At 45.0% G+C, this 16,461-nt stretch carries 15 protein-coding genes; 11 read left to right on the plus strand and 4 right to left on the minus strand.

Annotation, left to right across the window (positions count from 1 at the left end):
• Window positions 1-506 precede the first annotated feature (506 nt).
• Complete coding sequence (locus FCL48_RS03465; RefSeq protein WP_136870861.1) at window positions 507-1,130, minus strand: peroxiredoxin; 624 nt, start codon at window positions 1,128-1,130, stop codon at window positions 507-509.
• Window positions 1,131-1,283: 153 nt separating this feature from the next.
• The gene (locus tag FCL48_RS03470) at window positions 1,284-3,518 is read right to left on the minus strand and encodes a thioredoxin domain-containing protein (protein WP_240744729.1); all 2,235 of its coding nucleotides are present in this window, start codon (window positions 3,516-3,518) and stop codon (window positions 1,284-1,286) included.
• A 362-nt stretch (window positions 3,519-3,880) separates the two neighbouring features.
• Here FCL48_RS03470 and FCL48_RS03475 point away from each other — a divergent pair, with 362 nt between their 5' ends.
• The 3 genes from FCL48_RS03475 to FCL48_RS03485 all read left to right on the plus strand — a co-directional run bounded on the left by FCL48_RS03475 (window position 3,881) and on the right by FCL48_RS03485 (window position 7,984).
• On the plus strand, window positions 3,881-4,654 hold the full coding sequence (locus FCL48_RS03475; protein ID WP_136870862.1) for a LytTR family DNA-binding domain-containing protein: 774 nt from the start codon (window positions 3,881-3,883) through the stop codon (window positions 4,652-4,654).
• Window positions 4,655-4,658: 4 nt separating this feature from the next.
• Complete coding sequence (locus FCL48_RS03480) at window positions 4,659-6,380, plus strand: LytS/YhcK type 5TM receptor domain-containing protein (RefSeq protein ID WP_136870863.1); 1,722 nt, start codon at window positions 4,659-4,661, stop codon at window positions 6,378-6,380.
• 170 nt (window positions 6,381-6,550) lie between these two features.
• Window positions 6,551-7,984 carry a carbon starvation protein A gene (locus FCL48_RS03485; protein ID WP_136870864.1) on the plus strand — a complete coding sequence of 478 codons (1,434 nt, stop codon included), beginning with the start codon at window positions 6,551-6,553 and terminating at the stop codon, window positions 7,982-7,984.
• Between the two features lie 39 nt (window positions 7,985-8,023).
• Here the strand turns inward: FCL48_RS03485 and FCL48_RS24905 are convergent, their stop codons facing one another.
• Entirely contained in the window at window positions 8,024-8,185 is a 162-nt protein-coding gene (locus tag FCL48_RS24905) for a hypothetical protein (protein WP_169309060.1), read from the minus strand.
• A 182-nt stretch (window positions 8,186-8,367) separates the two neighbouring features.
• Between FCL48_RS24905 and FCL48_RS03490 the strand changes: the two genes are divergently transcribed.
• The 4 genes from FCL48_RS03490 to FCL48_RS03505 all read left to right on the plus strand — a co-directional run bounded on the left by FCL48_RS03490 (window position 8,368) and on the right by FCL48_RS03505 (window position 12,566).
• The gene (locus FCL48_RS03490; protein WP_136870865.1) at window positions 8,368-9,285 is read left to right on the plus strand and encodes a DnaJ C-terminal domain-containing protein; all 918 of its coding nucleotides are present in this window, start codon (window positions 8,368-8,370) and stop codon (window positions 9,283-9,285) included.
• 571 nt (window positions 9,286-9,856) lie between these two features.
• Window positions 9,857-10,072, plus strand: a complete 216-nt coding sequence (locus FCL48_RS03495) for a cold-shock protein (protein WP_136871163.1) — start codon at window positions 9,857-9,859, stop codon at window positions 10,070-10,072.
• Between the two features lie 113 nt (window positions 10,073-10,185).
• Window positions 10,186-10,665 carry a tRNA (adenosine(37)-N6)-threonylcarbamoyltransferase complex ATPase subunit type 1 TsaE gene (gene tsaE, locus FCL48_RS03500; protein ID WP_136870866.1) on the plus strand — a complete coding sequence of 160 codons (480 nt, stop codon included), beginning with the start codon at window positions 10,186-10,188 and terminating at the stop codon, window positions 10,663-10,665.
• A gap of 155 nt (window positions 10,666-10,820) precedes the next feature.
• Window positions 10,821-12,566, plus strand: a complete 1,746-nt coding sequence (locus FCL48_RS03505) for a YcaO-like family protein (RefSeq protein ID WP_136870867.1) — start codon at window positions 10,821-10,823, stop codon at window positions 12,564-12,566.
• Between the two features lie 53 nt (window positions 12,567-12,619).
• On the opposite strand, the gene FCL48_RS03510 is transcribed toward FCL48_RS03505, so the two are convergent.
• Window positions 12,620-13,033 (minus strand): hypothetical protein, encoded by a 414-nt coding sequence (locus tag FCL48_RS03510; protein WP_136870868.1) that lies wholly within the window; start codon window positions 13,031-13,033, stop codon window positions 12,620-12,622.
• Between the two features lie 385 nt (window positions 13,034-13,418).
• Here FCL48_RS03510 and FCL48_RS03515 point away from each other — a divergent pair, with 385 nt between their 5' ends.
• From FCL48_RS03515 to cobS, 4 genes are read left to right on the plus strand one after another with little or no spacing between them, the layout of a single operon-like run.
• On the plus strand, window positions 13,419-14,006 hold the full coding sequence (locus FCL48_RS03515; protein WP_136870869.1) for a histidine phosphatase family protein: 588 nt from the start codon (window positions 13,419-13,421) through the stop codon (window positions 14,004-14,006).
• A gap of 4 nt (window positions 14,007-14,010) precedes the next feature.
• Window positions 14,011-14,553, plus strand: a complete 543-nt coding sequence (gene cobU / locus FCL48_RS03520; protein WP_136870870.1) for a bifunctional adenosylcobinamide kinase/adenosylcobinamide-phosphate guanylyltransferase — start codon at window positions 14,011-14,013, stop codon at window positions 14,551-14,553.
• Window positions 14,554-14,581: 28 nt separating this feature from the next.
• On the plus strand, window positions 14,582-15,649 hold the full coding sequence (gene cobT, locus FCL48_RS03525; RefSeq protein ID WP_136870871.1) for a nicotinate-nucleotide--dimethylbenzimidazole phosphoribosyltransferase: 1,068 nt from the start codon (window positions 14,582-14,584) through the stop codon (window positions 15,647-15,649).
• A 22-nt stretch (window positions 15,650-15,671) separates the two neighbouring features.
• On the plus strand, window positions 15,672-16,460 hold the full coding sequence (cobS, locus tag FCL48_RS03530) for an adenosylcobinamide-GDP ribazoletransferase (RefSeq protein WP_136870872.1): 789 nt from the start codon (window positions 15,672-15,674) through the stop codon (window positions 16,458-16,460).
• Window position 16,461: the final 1 nt, after the last annotated feature.

Here is a 16,461-nt window from a genome sequence, read left to right on the forward strand (position 1 = left end):
TTTCTCACGCCGTTCGCCGACGTGAGTTTTTCCTGTTATTGGTTTAGCCATGAATAAACTCCCCTTTAAAATGTGCGTATAATCATAATACGTACACGTAAAAAAGCAAGAAAATAGCACGGTTTTTCAACTAAACCGTGCTTATGGGGGTGTTTTTTTGGCTTAAAGTGTGCGCTTTACCCGATTTTCAGGGTGATAAATGTTGTCAGGGGTAGGTGTTGATACCACAAGACTCTTCACGTTAATATGTGTCAAAATCTAACAAAAAGTTCTACCATGAGCATAGAGTAAAAGGCTCATTCTGGACAAACTATATTGTCCCGCGACAGGATCTTCTCTCAAATCGTGGCTAATTCCAGGTGCCATGTGGCTGCACGATCACCTGGAATAACCATTCTATAATAATACCCTCAGTCTGACAGCTTTAAATAATTTTCAGCCTGAACGGGTTTTACCGAAAACTAAACATTACTCGGATAAATAAAGATTAGGCATCCTGCTTTATTTTACAGATTGTTGAGGGCAATAGCCCTGGCAAAGGCTTCTTCCATATCAGGCAAATGGGTAATTTCCGGGACCACCTGGATATACTGAACGATTCCCTGCTTATCAACAATGATGATGGATCGGGCCAGCAGTCGAGGTCCATCCATGAGTAGACCAATTGAGCGTCCAAACTCGCCTTCCTTGTAATCGGATAAATATTGGACATCATCAAGTTTCGCTTCTTTGGCAAAACGTGTCTGGGCGAAAGGTGTATCCCGGCTTACCGTAATCCGTTTAATCTCCGCGGGAAGTTTGTCTCCCTGTTCCCCAAGGTAGTGGGTTTGGGCTTCACAGACTTTTGTGTCGATGGATGGGACAATGCTGAGAAGAAGCACCTGGCCCTGGCAGCTGGAAAGATCCACAGGTTTCATTGTCGCGGCATCCACAAGTCCTGTTTCAGGCAGCTTTTGCCCGACCATTATCCCGGTACCCGTCAGGGCAAGTTCCTGGCCGTTTCTGGCAACTTTGGTTCCCGGTACAGCGCTGTCTGTTTCCATAACCATAGGGGCCTGTTTCACCGCACAGCCACTTAATAATGATGTGAAAAAAAGGGCAGCAAAGAAAATATTTTTCGATTTAAGCATGTTTTACCTCTCATTGTTCTATTGACGTTTTGTTGACGTTATTTTCGCTACTACGATGGATTGGTATCTCTGTCTTCTGTCAAGAGATTGATTACTTCTGATGGTTCTCTATAATTATTAATCCGTAAATTACCCGGTAAAAGAAACCATCTATTAACAACCTGTTTTCCCCTCCAGTTGAAGTTGAAGAGTTTTGGGGTCTGTCACCGGAAGTTTGCAGGTAAAATCGTAACAGACATAAGCGGTGGCCTTGCCGTTGATGGGTGCCACGGTTTCCATAAACGGCAATTTTTTTGCAAGATAGGTTTGATTTTTACTACCATCGGCAAGCAGTACCATACGGCTCCTGTCAAAAACAGTATCAACTGCTTGCAACAGTGCCTCAGTGTCAGCCTTCCCATAACCACCTGCAACCACAACCTGGGTTGGCTTAGAGTTGATATTCTGCCAGGCATTGAGCATGAGGGGCAGGGCAGGGGGGTAGCGATTGATCGAACCGCTGAATGATTCTACCAGTCTTTTTGCCATTGTGATCCATTTAGGATTATTCTCGAGTTGTCCAAGGCGCAGGAGGTTGCGAACAGCAACCGAATTTCCTGTGGGCTCAGCACCGTCGTAGTCGCTTTTCATCCTGATTTTAACACTGGGGTCTGCCACACTCTCAAAAAAGTAACTGTCTTTGTCATTCCAGAAGAGCTCAACCTGCCTTTTGGTGAGAGCGGTTGACCATTCGAGCCACTGAGGGTCGTGGGATGCTTGATACAGCTCAAGGAGACCATCAACGAGAAAGGCGTAGTCGCTCAGTTGACCGGCCGCACCGGCCTGTTTTTTACGATAGTTGCGTGATAAGGTATTGGTGGTACTGTTGTACAGATTGTTCTTGATGAAACCTGCTGCCTGCAGAGCTGCAGTCAGAAGCTGTGGATCTCGCAGGATTCTGCTGCCTCGGGATAGAGCCCCGATCATCATGCCGTTCCAGGCGGTGATGATTTTGTCATCGAGATGGGGACGGGATCGCGCACTACGCGCTTTCAAAAGGATCTCTTTTGATTGTGCAAGGCTCGCTGCTATCTGTGAATTGCTCAGCTTAAAACGTTGGGTAATTTTTCCGTCAGGTTCTGACTTATATAAAATATTTCTGCCGACAAATTCCAACATAGGGTCCTGATCAACATTACCGCCGGTTTTTACCCCGTAACTGGCAATAAAGATATCTGCAGCCGGATTTCCGAGTTTTTCAACAATATCTTCTCTGGTCCAGAGGTAAAATGCACCTTCGCCATGGCGCCCGGGCTTATAAGGGTCGTCACTGTCCGCATCTTCTGCCGAATAAAAGCCACCTGCATCATCCTGCATATCCCTTAACAGATAGGCAAAGGTCTCTTTGGCTGTTTGAGAAAAATATTCCTCACGGGTGACCTGATAGGCGTCAAGATAGGAATCGACAAGTTGCGCCTGATCGTAGAGCATTTTCTCAAAATGGGGTACCAACCATTTATCGTCCACTGAATACCTGTGAAAGCCGCCCCCGAGTTGATCGTACATGCCACCTGCAGCCATTTTCCTCAGAGTATGCAGGGCCATGTGTTTCGCGGTATAATCCCCCGTGGTCTTGTAGTAGGCAAACAAAAAGGTGAAGATGACCGGTCTTGGAAATTTAGGCGCCTGACCAAAGCCGCCGTCTCCTGGGTCGAAGCTTTTTTCCAGTATATCAACCGCCATAGCAGCAATATTATCGTTGATGGCAGAAGGTTGATTGTTGCTCCTGGTTTGCAGGGCTGCCACCAATTGGTTGGCAGATTTATGCAGATCTGCCCTCTTCTCCGTCCACGCGGTGTGGATGGAGGTTAATACATCGCTAAAGCCGGGACGGTTTGATACCGAGTTGGGCGGGAAATAGGTACCCGCATAAAAAGGACTGCCATCTGGCAGCAGAAATACCGACATTGGCCAGCCGCCTGAGCCTGTCATAGCCTGGGTAGCTGCCATATACATCTGATCGAGATCTGGTCTTTCCTCCCGGTCCACCTTGATACTGATAAACCAACTATTCAGGATGTCTGCAATTTCAGGGTTTTCAAAGGATTCATGGGCCATGACATGGCACCAGTGACAGGTAGAGTAACCGATAGAGAGAAATACAGGCTTGTCCTCTTCGCGGGCTTTTGCAAACGCCTCTTCTCCCCAGGGGTACCATTCAACAGGATTAAAGGCATGTTGCAGAAGATAAGGACTCTGCTCGTGAACAAGGCGATTGGGTTTTTCACCTGCTGCGATTCTTTTTTGTACCTGCGTATCAATGAGGTTTTTTTTGTTCGCAAGAGAGGCGGAAAATGCCATCAAAGGAAAAAGGGCAGCAAGCACAGTAAAAACGATGAGCCAATACATTATTATTCTCCTGATTGAGGGACGTACAGTTTACAGCATGAAAAAACAATGTGGTTCTGGTTGGGAGATAAGTCAATCGTTTTGCTGGCAGACTGTCAGCAGGAACAACGTGTGCCTTCGCATAGTGCAGAGATATTGTTTTTTGTGAGAGTTCTTTAATCTCGTCGGGGCTTGGGTGAAGAGTCGTTCAAAAAACTGTAGGGCCTGAACGAATAGGTAGAGACATAATCAGAAATGTGATAATTTTATTGGAGTCGCTGCGGGGGAAGTTAAACGCATCCCCCGTTTCACCTAGCAGCTTTCCGGAAAAGATAATGACGCAATCTCTTTCTTTCATTTCTTCCAAGTTTATATGAATCCGTATGAAAATTCGATGCATTATAGTCGACGATGAACAGCCGGCCTTAGACGAGCTTCGTTATTTGCTCTCTCAGTACGATGATATTGAAATTGTTGCTGAGACAAATTCAGCAAACAAAGCTGTAGATCTTCTCAAAAAGTCACTGCCTGATCTTGTCTTTCTGGATATTCAGATGCCTGGGAAAACCGGCTTTGATGTTTTGCATGAACTCACCGGAATAGGGAAAATGCCCCTTGTTGTTTTTGTTACCGCCTTTGACAATTATGCGGTAAAAGCCTTTGAAGAGTCCGCCGTTGATTACCTTCTCAAGCCTCTTTCCGTAAAAAGACTGGATATGACACTTCAGCGGGTTCGCCAGAAACTTTTGGATGAATCAGGTGGAGATATTCAAAAAAGGTTGCAACACCTGCTCTCCCAGATAGAAACACCAAAAGAAATGCTGAAGGTTTCTGTGGAAAACAATGGGAGAATCCAGCTGCTCGCGCCAGAAGAGATTGTTTATTGTTTATCTGAGTACGGCCGGATTTTTGTACATACTAAAGATCAGACCCTTCCTCTGTACAGTATTGCGACTATGGATAAATTGTCCGAGCATCTCATGCGGGCCGGATTTTTCAGGGCCCATCGTGCAGTGCTGGTCAATCTTAACTGCATTTGCGAATTCAGTCCCTGGTTTAACGGTAAATACAATCTGATCATGAACGACACAAAACGTTCAGAACTTACGGTCAGCCGCACAAGAGTAAAAGAATTTAAGCAACGTCTGGGGATCTGAAAGAATGACTATCACCGCATTGGTAACAGTTCTTCTCAAACATGTGGGTTTGTTGGTTGCAGGAGCCTTTGTGCTGCTGACGATTTCCCCGGTTCAGGAGCTGAATTTTAAGAAGAACTCTATTTATAACCGGCTTTTTCTCATCATCTTTTTTGGTCTTTTCGGTATTCTTGGAACCTACAGCGGTAACGCTATCTTTCATTCCATTGCCAATTTAAGGGCAATGGCCGTCGTTACTGCAGGGTTGTTTGGCGGTCCTGCTGTAGGTTTTGGTGCAGGTTTGCTTGCAGGTGGTCATCGGTTTGTTATCGATCCATGGGGCTTTAGTGCATTTCCCTGCTCCCTGGCCACCATTTTAGAAGGGGTTATAGCGGGTTATATTCACCTGCGTTATAAAGAGCGCAGTATGGATTGGATTAAAGCGATGATAATCGCTTTTGCAGGTGAAACCATGCATATGCTCCTTGTGCTGCTCCTATCCCGCCCTTTTGATCAAGCGCTGGAGCTTGTCCAGGTGATTGCCCTGCCGATGTTGATTGGAAATACTCTTGGAGCGGGACTTTTTGTCCACGTGATCAAGAGTTTACACGAGTTCAGGGAGAAAAAGGATTCAACACAGGCTCAGAAGATTTTTGATATAGCCAACAATACCGTCCGCTATCTCCGAGGGGGACTTACCATGGAAACAGCGATGGCCACAGCGAACATCATCCACCAACGCATGCCTGTTGCAGCCGTTGCCATTACCAGCGCGTCCCATGTTCTGGCCCATGTAGGAGCCGGCGGTGATCATCACCTTGCCGGAAAACCTATCCGAACAAATGCTACGCGAAAGGTTATAGCAACAGGTAAAGCTATATTCCTTCGAAGCAGTACTCATATCGGCTGTAACCACAGCGACTGTCCTTTCCATTCAGCGATTATTGTCCCCCTTAAAAAGAGCGGCGCCATTGTCGGCACCCTGAAATTTTATGGGTCTATGGATATAGAACTGAATCGTATTCAGTTTGAAATTGCCAAAGGCCTCACAGACCTTTTCTCCATCCAGTTGGAACTTGAAGATATTCAGATCAAAGATAAACTTCTTGCCCATGCGGAAATCAAACATCTGCAGGCGCAGATCAACCCGCATTTTCTCTTTAATTCCCTCAATACAATCGCTTCATTTTGTCGTACGACGCCCGATAAAGCGCGAGAGCTGATTCTTGATCTTTCTCTGTATATGCGAAAAAATCTCGATTCCAGCAGAGGGTTTGTAAAACTTGAAAGTGAACTTGAGCAAATCAACTCATATCTGGCCATTGAAAAGGCCCGGTTCGGGGAACTTATCCAGGTTCAAATTGATGTTGAACCAGGCTGTAATGACTGGCCCATCCCTTCACTTATTATTCAACCTCTGATCGAAAATGGAATCAAGCATGGTCTGAGAAGCCGGGAAGGTGGTGGCACTATTTCTCTTATCATTATGAGAAGTATGAACATGCTTGAGGTCATTGTGAGAGATGACGGCAAAGGTATTGACCAAGAAGTTCTCTCGTCTCTTCTGGTAGACAGTGGGCTTCAATCCCATAGCGAGGGAATAGGCTTACGTAATTCAAATCAGCGTCTGAAACAGTTCTTTGGTGCTGAGTTTGGTATGCAGATTAACAGTTCACCGGGAAAAGGCACTTCAATTTCCTTTAAAATCCCCAGAATGGAGGACTATGCTCTGAGTCCCGCAGGTTGATAGTTCAGGAAGGCAGTTTCCCGTTTGCATTTCAACCCCGGTTCAGGACATTACAAAACGACAAAACGACACTTCGCCATTAATGAATTGAGACGAAGGTAAGGCCGGGATACATTTCACTTCCAGAATTCGAGGAGTAATATTTTTCATCAAATTTTGGGAGGTGTACGATGGTTTTTTTTCTAACCTGTGTGGGACTATTGATTCTTGGTTACTTCACGTATGGAGTGTTCGTTGAGAAGGTTTTCGGGACAAATCCCGAGAGAAAGACACCTTGTATGACGAAAGAGGACGGCGTTGATTATATTGCAATGCCGACCTGGAAAGTCTTTTTCATTCAGCTGCTTGATATCGCAGGTTTAGGACCCATTTTTGGACCGATCCTGGGCGCTCTCTACGGGCCATCTGCACTTCTTTGGATTGTCATTGGCTGTATCTTCGGTGGTGCTGTCCATGATTATTTCAGCGGAATGCTCTCCGTGCGGGGTGGGGGAAAGTCGATTCCCGAAGTAGTAGGGGATATCATGGGAATGACAGCCAGACAAACCCTTCGGGTTTTTTCTATCATTCTGCTGCTCCTCGTCGGTGTTGTCTTTATCCTTGGACCAGCCAAATTAATTGCCAATCTTACCGGTGTTAACGTCCAGATCCTTGTTGCCTGTATTTTCCTCTACTATTTTCTTGCAACCATTTTGCCGATAGATAAAATTATCGGACAGCTCTACCCGGTTTTTGGTGCTCTTCTCATTTTCATGAGTGTGGGAATTATGGCAGGTCTTGTTTATCATGGGTATGAGATACTTCCTAATCTCGATTTCACGACTAACATGCACCCTGGCGACAAGCCAATCTGGCCTCTTCTTTTCATCACTCTGTCCTGTGGTGCAATCAGTGGGTTTCACTCAACCCAGTCACCACTCATGGCCCGCTGTATTAAAAATGAGAACCGGGGACGTCAGGTGTTTTATGGTTCCATGGTCATGGAAGGCATCATCGCTCTTATCTGGACAACTGTTGGTCTTTCTTTTTACAATAGTCCGGAGGCAATGAATGCCGTTATCACTTCCGGTTCTCCCGCTGGTGTCGTAAACGAGGCGTGTAATACACTTCTTGGCCCCGTTGGAGGTTTTCTTGCCATCGTTGGTGTTGTAATCCTTCCTATCTCCAGTGGAGACACTGCATTCCGTTCTACTCGTCTCATCATTGCAGAAACCTTTAAAATGGATCAGTCAAAAGCTGTAAAACGTCTCCTTATCGCAATACCACTCTTTGCACTGGCCTTTTTGATCACCCAGGTGGATTTCAAAATTATCTGGCGTTATTTCGGCTGGTCGAATCAAATGCTGTCCATGATGGTTCTCTGGTGTGCGGCAATTTATCTTGCGAGAAAGGGTAAAATCCATTGGATCTGTTCTCTGCCTGCAGCCTTCATGACTGCGGTTGATGCAGCTTTTATCCTCCAGGCTGAAATTGGTTTTAATCTGCCAGCAACCTTCTCTAATATTACAAGTGTTGCCATAGCCATTATTGTGTTTGCTCTCTTTATCGCCAAAGTAAGACCCGAAACAACTGTTGACGGGCAGCTAGAATTTGAACAAATTTAGATTCTTCCCTCTTACCTGACAATGGATAGTTGAACATTGTCAGGTTTTCTCAAAAGCCGGATTTACACTCGCATCCCGTTTTGAATCTGGCTTTCCAAAATGCCTTACAACAATACACCTCATCTTTTTTTCATTGTAGAGTTTATCCACCTCACGCTTTTCAACCGATTGTTTCTCTCTTTTTATCTCTTCTCGTTTCATGACAAATTCTCTCCCTCGTATATAGAGTAATTTGATTGACTTGGGTGTATTAGAAATAAGTTGGTTTTTCAGTGGATTCATTGACAAATTGAAGTTGACGGCCAGGAAAACCATTCCTATTGTTCAACCACGGTTATAGTAGACTTTTTCCTGATGTAGCTTAACTCTTTCTAGAAAATGATATGGATTATTATAAGGTTCTTGGTGTCGGTAAAAATGCGACCCCATCAGAGATAAAAAAGGCGTATAGAAAACTTGCTCTACAATATCATCCTGATAAAAATAAGGGTGATAAAGACTCTGAAGCAAAATTCAAAGAAATCAGTGAAGCCTATGCTGTTCTGTCTGATTCTGAAAAAAAACAACAGTATGACACCTATGGTTCTGCAGACTTTCGTCAGAGATATTCTCAGGAGGACATCTTCAGGGGTTTTGATATAAATGACATACTCCGTCAATTTTCAAATGGAGGTGGGAGAAGTTCTGCAGGTTTTAGTTCAGCTGGCGGCAGCCCTTTTGGCTCGTTCTTTACCCAGGGCGGTGGTGGATGTGGTGGTGGATGTCAAACGGGCCCTGAAAAAGGTCAGGACATGACTTACCAGATTACGGTCAGTCTTGAGGATGTTTTACACGGTGCAGAAAAAACAATTTCCCTGCGCAAAAACGGCACGCCTCAAAATGTTTCGGTAAAAATCCCAAAAGGTATTGAGGAAGGCAAAAAACTGAGACTACAACATAAAGGAGCTCCTTCACGTAATGGTGGACCTCCCGGCGATCTCTATCTTAAGGTCGAAATTGCCGATAACGAAAACTTCACCAGAAAAGGTGATGATCTGATCACCAGGCGGCTGATCTCTTTCACAGAAGCATGTCTTGGAACCAAGGTCGAAGTTGAAACCCTTGAGGGGAAAAAATTCATGGTCACGGTTGCTGCTGGCACTCCCCATGATTCAAAACTCCGGATCAGAGGTTATGGTCTGCCAATTGGTCCAATGGGCGGACGGGGCGATCTTTTTGTGCAAATAGGGGTAAAGGTTCCACAGGAACTCACCCCAGAGCAGCATGAATCACTCGAAAAACTTCAGGCAGTCGGTCTCTGATACGTTACAAAGAGTAGGCCATGTCGTCATTGAGAGGGCATGGCTTTCTTATTTCCGATCTTTATACCCATCACTAAAGACAGCTCAGACACAGCTTTAATTTCTCTTAAAAAATCTTTTTGACCTGTCACACTTTTTCTCCTTTTGTTTGTATCTTCTGTTTCTAACGTTGGCATATCGCCAATTCAACGTGTCATGCAGTTTCCTGCCTTGTTCGGTAGAGGGCTTTTGGGATAGTGGGTTTTTTCCTGATTGATACCTTCCTGTTCAATGTTTTGTTTTGCAACAGGATTTCTCCAGTCCGAACTTTTATTTCTCGGTTATGCCACTGTTCAGATTCTGAGATTATTGTGCAAAGATTGATTTGTAACGATATGAAGTGATCCTGATGCTGTTATTTCTTTTCCTAACAAAAACAGTTGAATGAAGCTGTTTTCACTTGACTTTTGCCTGTTTTTTCTGATACCAATTTAGTATGCATCCAGTTTATCAGGAAGGATGTGTTATTAATCCGGGCTTTGTCATCGATGTGGAGTGTCTGGCTGGCCTGATAGCGCGGGGGGAGGTTGGAATGTCTGACAGGGTGAAAGGAAAAGTAAAGTGGTTTAACGCAAGTAAGGGGTATGGATTTTTGGAAAGACCTGATGGTGAATCGGATATTTTTGTCCATTACAGTGCTATACAGGGGGATGGTTTTCGCAGCCTGGAAGAGGGGGAGGCTGTTGAGTTCTCAATAGCAAAAACAGACAAGGGACTCCAGGCAGAAGACGTTAGTAAAATAAAATAAATTTTATTCAACGCCATACTCACCCCTCAGCAGTTTTCACTGTTGCAGGGGTTTTCTTTTTTAGATGCAATTTTTCCGGCTTCGTGGCATACATTGCAGTTTTTGATGAAATTATGGAATGCTCTTCTTTTAATATTGAAAGTATCGATCAAACTACAGCGCTTGGCCGTTTCCTGGGTGGCAAGGCTCAGCCTGGCTTCGTCTACTGTCTTGACGGTGATCTCGGTGCTGGTAAGACGACCTTAACCCAGGCTATTGCAGCGGGACTGAAGCTTGATGATGGTAACTATATATCGAGCCCGTCTTTTGCCATCATGCATGAGTATCCCGGGGAGATACCACTGTATCACATGGACTTTTACAGGCTTCATGATGCAGACGATGTGATTGCACTGGGTTTCGATGAATATTTTTACAGGCAGGGGCTCACTGTCATAGAGTGGTCGAAAAGAGCTTCGGAAATTCTTCCCGAGCAGTTGCTGACTATTACTATTACGCTCAATCACAACAATAGCCGAACACTCAAGATTTGTGCTACTTCTCAGTATCTTTCACTGCTCAAAGATTTACGGGCCCAGTTTTCCTTAAAATGACTGGAGCTCTAGAACAAGCCGATCTTTGCAGTCCGTCTTTTGCTTGATCAATTATGTAATCCCACTATAGTGTACGATCAAATCATAAGTCTTACTTCGGAATTCTCCCTGTTCAACAGGTCTTGATTCAATATACAGCTCTTAATGACGAAAAAATGAAGAAAAAATCAATACAATTTAATGATTGCCTCAAGGCATTTACCATTGACCAGGATAAAGCCATTTCTCCGGAAGAAACGCTCAAATATTTTTACAGCAAGATAAAAACCCTGGACCTGAAAATTTTAAGTGAAGTCCGTCGGATTGATAATGGACGTCTTGATATACCCGTATATTTTTCAGTGTGCGGTGATGATGCGATGGCCCTGACTGGAACAAAAAAACAGATGGGCAAAGGTGCTTCTCCCATACAGGCTGAAGCTTCTGCCTGTATGGAGCTTGCAGAACGGTTTTCTTTTTTTGCCTACAAGAATAATGATGGGAATTTCCTCACCGGTGACTATCAGGATATGGTGGCTGCAGGCTATCCGGTCCTTGATATGACGTATCTCCTGCAGTCCGTTCACGACACGAGGTCGACCACTGATTTTCTGGAAAAACTACTGTCAGGTATTCCAATGAAGTGGGCCTGGGGAACCAATATTACGGCTGGCCAGGATGTCCTGATTCCATTCTCCTGGTTTTTTGCCATTAATGAATTTAACGGCCCATCAGCAGGCAACACCAATGAAGAGGCTGCTCTCCAGGGAATCTGTGAAGTTATAGAGAGACATGTCTGTTCGGTTATTAATAACCGGAAAATCGTCACTCCCAAAATCGATCCGGATTCAGTCTCCGATCCTGTTGCAAGGGACCTTCTCGATAAATTCAAAGCAAATAATATTGAACTCTATCTCAATGATTTCAGTCTGGATACGGGGCTTTGTACTATAGGTGCCCTTGCAATTGACCGTTCGACATTTCCCGGGAAAAGCGAAATCGTTTATACGGCGGGAACCACGCCAGAGCCTGAAAAGGCAATCATCCGCGCGGTTACAGAAATTGCACAGCTTGCCGGTGATTTTAATTCCGACTCAAACTATGTCGCTTCAGGGTTGCCAAAACCATTGTCAATGGATGAGGTGGATTATGTAACAGACACGGACATTACCATTGCTGTTGATCAGATCACCAATCTCAGTGATAATAATATTAAAAATGAGTTGTATAACTGTGTTGAGGCAATCAAGAAGATCGGTATGGACGTGTTGATGATTAATGTCACCCACGATCAACTTGAGATTCCCGCTTTTTACACTATCGTGCCAGGAGCCCATTTTCGGGAACGATCAATGATAAATGATGTCGGTCTCTTTTCTGCAAAGCTTGTGGTCGAGCTTATCTCTGACTCCCAATTGCTTGAAGAAAAGCTGCTGCAGATGGAAGCATTGCTGCCCGATGCCTATTATCTTGAGTTTTACAGAGGGAAAAATTATTTCAATATGGGGTTTCCTGAATCTGCCCTGGGGTATTTTCAGGCCGCTGTGCGCAAAAATCCAGAGGCGGAAGATCTACCCTATATATATTCCTTTATGGGCAGTTGCTTAAAAGACCTTGGGAAGTACGAAGAGGCGATAGCTGCCCTGCAGAAAGGACTTGTTGAAGATGAGGAGAGACCCGATCTTCACAATACTCTTGGTGTCTGTTATTTCAAGCAGGAAAATTATGAACAGGCCATCGTCCATTTTCAGCGGGCCGTTGATCTGAATCCTGCCTCTAGCATTGATTACGCCAATCTGGGTGTGAATTACAGTAAATTAGGTAGAAATGATAGGGCTGTAGAATTTTTAACCATTGCCCTGACACTTGACCCTGAGCTCGGTTTTGCAAGCGATCTTCTGGCAAGGCTCGTCGACAAGTAGTCACTCCCAACGTACCAAAAAACAACAGGGACGACCTCAAGGTCTGTTCGCAGTCAATTTGGATTAAGGCTCCCAAGTCCCTGTTCAACACTATCAAAAACGACAACCTTCCTCATGTTTTCTCTAATCCCATTCTGGAGTTGTTCTTTGGTGTCTTGAGGTGGAGAGAGCACTCCAAACCTGGTCAAAATTTCCACGACAGGCGGTTGAACCCCACATAACCCCAGAAGGCGAATGCTGCGGTTCATGAGGACTGATCCCAAAACACCTATGACGCTCGAATTTACTATATTAAAAAGTGATAAATCGACAAAAAGAAAAGTGTCGAGTGGTGCAGAGACGTTGTGTTGATCAGAGGAGCATTGGATCAGAGCGGTTTTTATCTGTTCCAGACCTTCTTTGACCGATGTGAGCTCTTCAGTTTTGATTATACAGACTCTTCCTTCTCGTACAGATATTTTACCCATGTCGGACCTCTTGACGTGTGGCCAGATTTTCTCGATAAAATCGACCATAACGTACGTTGAGATCGTAAAGTCCGGAACTTTTGGAGTTCGAAACTTTTTTGATCTGATTAGCATATGGTATCACCTGATCTTGGGGAACTCAAATTTGTCTCTAAAATAACTATAATGAATCAATTCTGACCGCCAGTTCAGAAAAAGCCTAAGGTACACAGAAACGACCAGTTAGTGTGCACACAACCTTCTCTTTTTTGCTGTTACTTCTTGTGTCCCAGTTTACTCTCTTATTATCGGTCGATTATGCCATAAACTTATTGTGCTGAGCGTAAGTTCTTAGTAAGTTTTTCGTTTTGTTATTTTTGAAAAACATCTTCTATTTCTAAAGGTTATGCACGACAAAGTGATTTATCTGCTCAGACATGGCGAGACAGGTTTGAAAGATGTGTATGTTGGTTCATCTGATGTTTCATTGTCCGCTCATGGTCGTGAAGAACTCGTGAAGACCTGCAGGAAGCTCAGCACGGTGTCATTTGATTCCATTCTTTGTAGCCCGATGAAACGATGCAGACAGACCGTGGAGGAGATTTCTACGCAATGCAGAATAGAGGTTTATGATTTTTTAAAAGAAATTGATTTTGGCAGGTGGGAGCAGAAAACGTTTGCAGAAATAGTCAAATCAGACAGCAAACTGGTTGATGCCTGGGTGGAGCAACCAGAAACATTTTGCTTTCCCGAGGGTGAATCTCTCCCTCGCTTTCATGAGAGGATTGCAACTGCCGCTGATACTCTGTACAGGTTACCAGGCAAGACAGTCCTCGTTGTCAGTCACGGTGGCGTTATTCGTCACTTGCTTTGTCAACTGCTGGGGATTTCCGCAAAACATTATCTTCTCTTTGATATTATGCCCGGTTGTTACGCAACGGTCAGACTCCACAGGGAAGGCGGAGTACTGACTGGTCTTAATCACAAAGGATAAAACATTGGCAAAATTGATTCTGATAACCGGTGGAGCTCGAAGCGGTAAAAGTTCCTATGCTCTTGAGCTGTGCGAAAAATTTTCAGAAAAGCGTCTTTTTATTGCAACCTGCCCAGCGATTGATTCTGAAATGAACGAGCGGGTTGCAAGACACAGGGAGGAGAGAAAGGGCCGGGGTTGGCAGACAAAAGAATGTCCTCTTCAACTGGAGATGGTTTTCGAAGAGGAAACTGCTGAATTTGAGGTCGTTCTTCTGGATTGTGTGACGCTCTGGGTAAACAACGTACTCTTTTCCACTACCAAGGCGCATGACGGGCTGGATGATCAGCTTATCAAGGAAAAAGCCATTGCATGGCTTAGGGCAGCAGACAAGGTAAAGGGTACGGTTGTATGTGTCACAAATGAAGTGGGGTTAGGGATTGTCCCCGATAATCCGCTGGCAAGAAAATATAGGGATCTTGTTGGCACTGTGAATCAGACCATTGGTAAAATGGCCGATGAAGTTATTCTGGTTTCATGCGGGGTTCCGTTTTGTTTGAAAAAATAGCATGAGTGATGAAAAGGAGCAGTAAAGAATGGGTTTACTTGAACGTACTATAAAGGATATATTTCCCCAGGATTCCACAGCAAGAGATGCAGCCAAAAGTCGTCTAGACCAACTGGCGGTACCGCATTGGGCTCTTGGGGATTTTATGGATCTGGCCATTGAAATAGCTGGGATGACCGGAACCATCACTCCATCTGTAAAAAATAAAACCATTGTGACCATGGCAGCAGACCACGGTGTTGTGGTTGAAGGCGTTTCTAAGTTTCCAAGGGAAGTAACTCCACAGATGGTCCACAACTTTGTCAATGGCGGCGCTGGGATTAACGCCCTTGCCCGGCAGGCAGGTGCGCAAGTCATCGTGGTTGATATGGGGGTCAATGCGGATCTGATGGACCTTGTCCGGGCTGGAAAAATTACAAATAAGAAAGTAGGCCTGGGTACTGACAATATTGCAGTCGGTCCGGCGATGAGTAAAGCTATGGCAGTCCGAGCTCTGGAGTCAGGAATTGATATAGCAAATGAGTTATCCCCAACCACAGATATCTTTGGAACCGGTGATATGGGAATAGGTAACACCACCCCATCTACTGCAATTGCTGCTGTCTGTACAAAGAAATCGGTGGAAGAATTGACCGGCCGGGGGACAGGTCTTGATGATCTGCAATTGCAACACAAAGTTGAGGTGATTGAGCGAGTACTTAAGGTGAATTCTATTAATAGTAAAGATGGTGTTGACATCCTCGCCAAGGTTGGAGGCTTTGAAATCGGCGGTATAGCAGGGCTTATTCTAGGGGCTGCCGCAAAACGAAAACCGGTTATTATTGATGGCTTTATTTCCACAGCAGGGGCCCTGATCGCCAGCGCGATCGAGCCATTTGTGAAAGATTACCTTATCTTTGCCCATAGATCGGTGGAACCCGGGCATAAAGCCATGCAGGAACATCTCGGATGCAAAAAGCCCTTGCTTGATTTGAATTTTCGACTGGGTGAGGGGACAGGTGCTGCAGTCGCCATGAACTTGGTTGAGGGCGCTGTTGCTGTTCTCACCGAGGTTGCGACTTTTGAAGAAGCTGCTGTAGCCGGTGCGGATAAATAGTCCTGATTGGCGCTTTATCATAATGGAAGAAGACACAAAACTCACATATCTTGAACGGCAGGTGGCTGCGTTTCTAGCAGCTTTACGCTTTCTCACCATAATTCCTGTTCCGTGGAAAGCGGAGCGGGATGGAGAACACTTCACCTCAAGTTTAATCTATTTTCCCATCATAGGGATTCTCATAGGCTTTTCAGGCTGGTTGCTGGTTGTTATTTCCCAGTTCTTTTTCCCGCAACCTGTTGTTGTCGTATTTGTGGTCAGTTATCTGGCCTTTATCTCTGGCTGCCTGCATCTTGATGGCCTCTCAGATAGTGGCGACGGTCTGCTCAGTTCAAGACCCAGGGAAAGAGCCCTTGAGATTATGAAGGACAGCCGGGTAGGTGCCATGGGCGTTATTGTGACTATCTTCGTCCTTCTTGGCAAATACAGTGCCCTAAGCTCCATGGATGGCCATCTGCTCGGACCTGCAGTTTTCTTTATGCCAATTGCAGGAAGAGTTGCCATCCTTCTTTTTATGGCAGCACTCCCGTATGCCCGGCACGAGGGAGGCTTGGGATTGTTGTTCTATACCTCATCTGTTAAAAAAACGGCCTTGTTCGGGATGGCTGTTTTGACTGCTCTATTGGCGGTTTTCGCCTTGTCGCATTGTTTTGTAGTCCTTTTCTTTGTTGTCGTACTGTTTTTCTTTTTTAGACGCTGGTGCAGGGCAAAACTTGGTGGAGCAACCGGTGACACCCTCGGTGCCGGCTGCGAACTGACCGAGATGGTGGTCGCAATGGCGTTTTCAGTTACTTTTTCACTCCCGATCTAAA

Source organism: Desulforhopalus sp. IMCC35007, from assembly GCF_005116575.1.
GTDB lineage: Bacteria > Desulfobacterota > Desulfobulbia > Desulfobulbales > Desulfocapsaceae > Desulforhopalus_A.

Bases quoted from the DNA above. Each gene is read 5' to 3' on its own strand.
- FCL48_RS03465 (WP_136870861.1), bottom strand. From the start codon at position 1,130: ATGCTTAAATCGAAAAATATTTTCTTTGCTGCCCTTTTTTTCACATCA.
- FCL48_RS03470 (WP_240744729.1), bottom strand. From the start codon at position 3,518: ATGTATTGGCTCATCGTTTTTACTGTGCTTGCTGCCCTTTTTCCTTTG.
- FCL48_RS03475 (WP_136870862.1), top strand. From the start codon at position 3,881: ATGAAAATTCGATGCATTATAGTCGACGATGAACAGCCGGCCTTAGAC.
- FCL48_RS03480 (WP_136870863.1), top strand. From the start codon at position 4,659: ATGACTATCACCGCATTGGTAACAGTTCTTCTCAAACATGTGGGTTTG.
- FCL48_RS03485 (WP_136870864.1), top strand. From the start codon at position 6,551: ATGGTTTTTTTTCTAACCTGTGTGGGACTATTGATTCTTGGTTACTTC.
- FCL48_RS24905 (WP_169309060.1), bottom strand. From the start codon at position 8,185: ATGAAACGAGAAGAGATAAAAAGAGAGAAACAATCGGTTGAAAAGCGT.
- FCL48_RS03490 (WP_136870865.1), top strand. From the start codon at position 8,368: ATGGATTATTATAAGGTTCTTGGTGTCGGTAAAAATGCGACCCCATCA.
- FCL48_RS03495 (WP_136871163.1), top strand. From the start codon at position 9,857: ATGTCTGACAGGGTGAAAGGAAAAGTAAAGTGGTTTAACGCAAGTAAG.
- tsaE (WP_136870866.1), top strand. From the start codon at position 10,186: ATGGAATGCTCTTCTTTTAATATTGAAAGTATCGATCAAACTACAGCG.
- FCL48_RS03505 (WP_136870867.1), top strand. From the start codon at position 10,821: ATGAAGAAAAAATCAATACAATTTAATGATTGCCTCAAGGCATTTACC.
- FCL48_RS03510 (WP_136870868.1), bottom strand. From the start codon at position 13,033: ATGGGTAAAATATCTGTACGAGAAGGAAGAGTCTGTATAATCAAAACT.
- FCL48_RS03515 (WP_136870869.1), top strand. From the start codon at position 13,419: ATGCACGACAAAGTGATTTATCTGCTCAGACATGGCGAGACAGGTTTG.
- cobT (WP_136870871.1), top strand. From the start codon at position 14,582: ATGGGTTTACTTGAACGTACTATAAAGGATATATTTCCCCAGGATTCC.
- cobS (WP_136870872.1), top strand. From the start codon at position 15,672: ATGGAAGAAGACACAAAACTCACATATCTTGAACGGCAGGTGGCTGCG.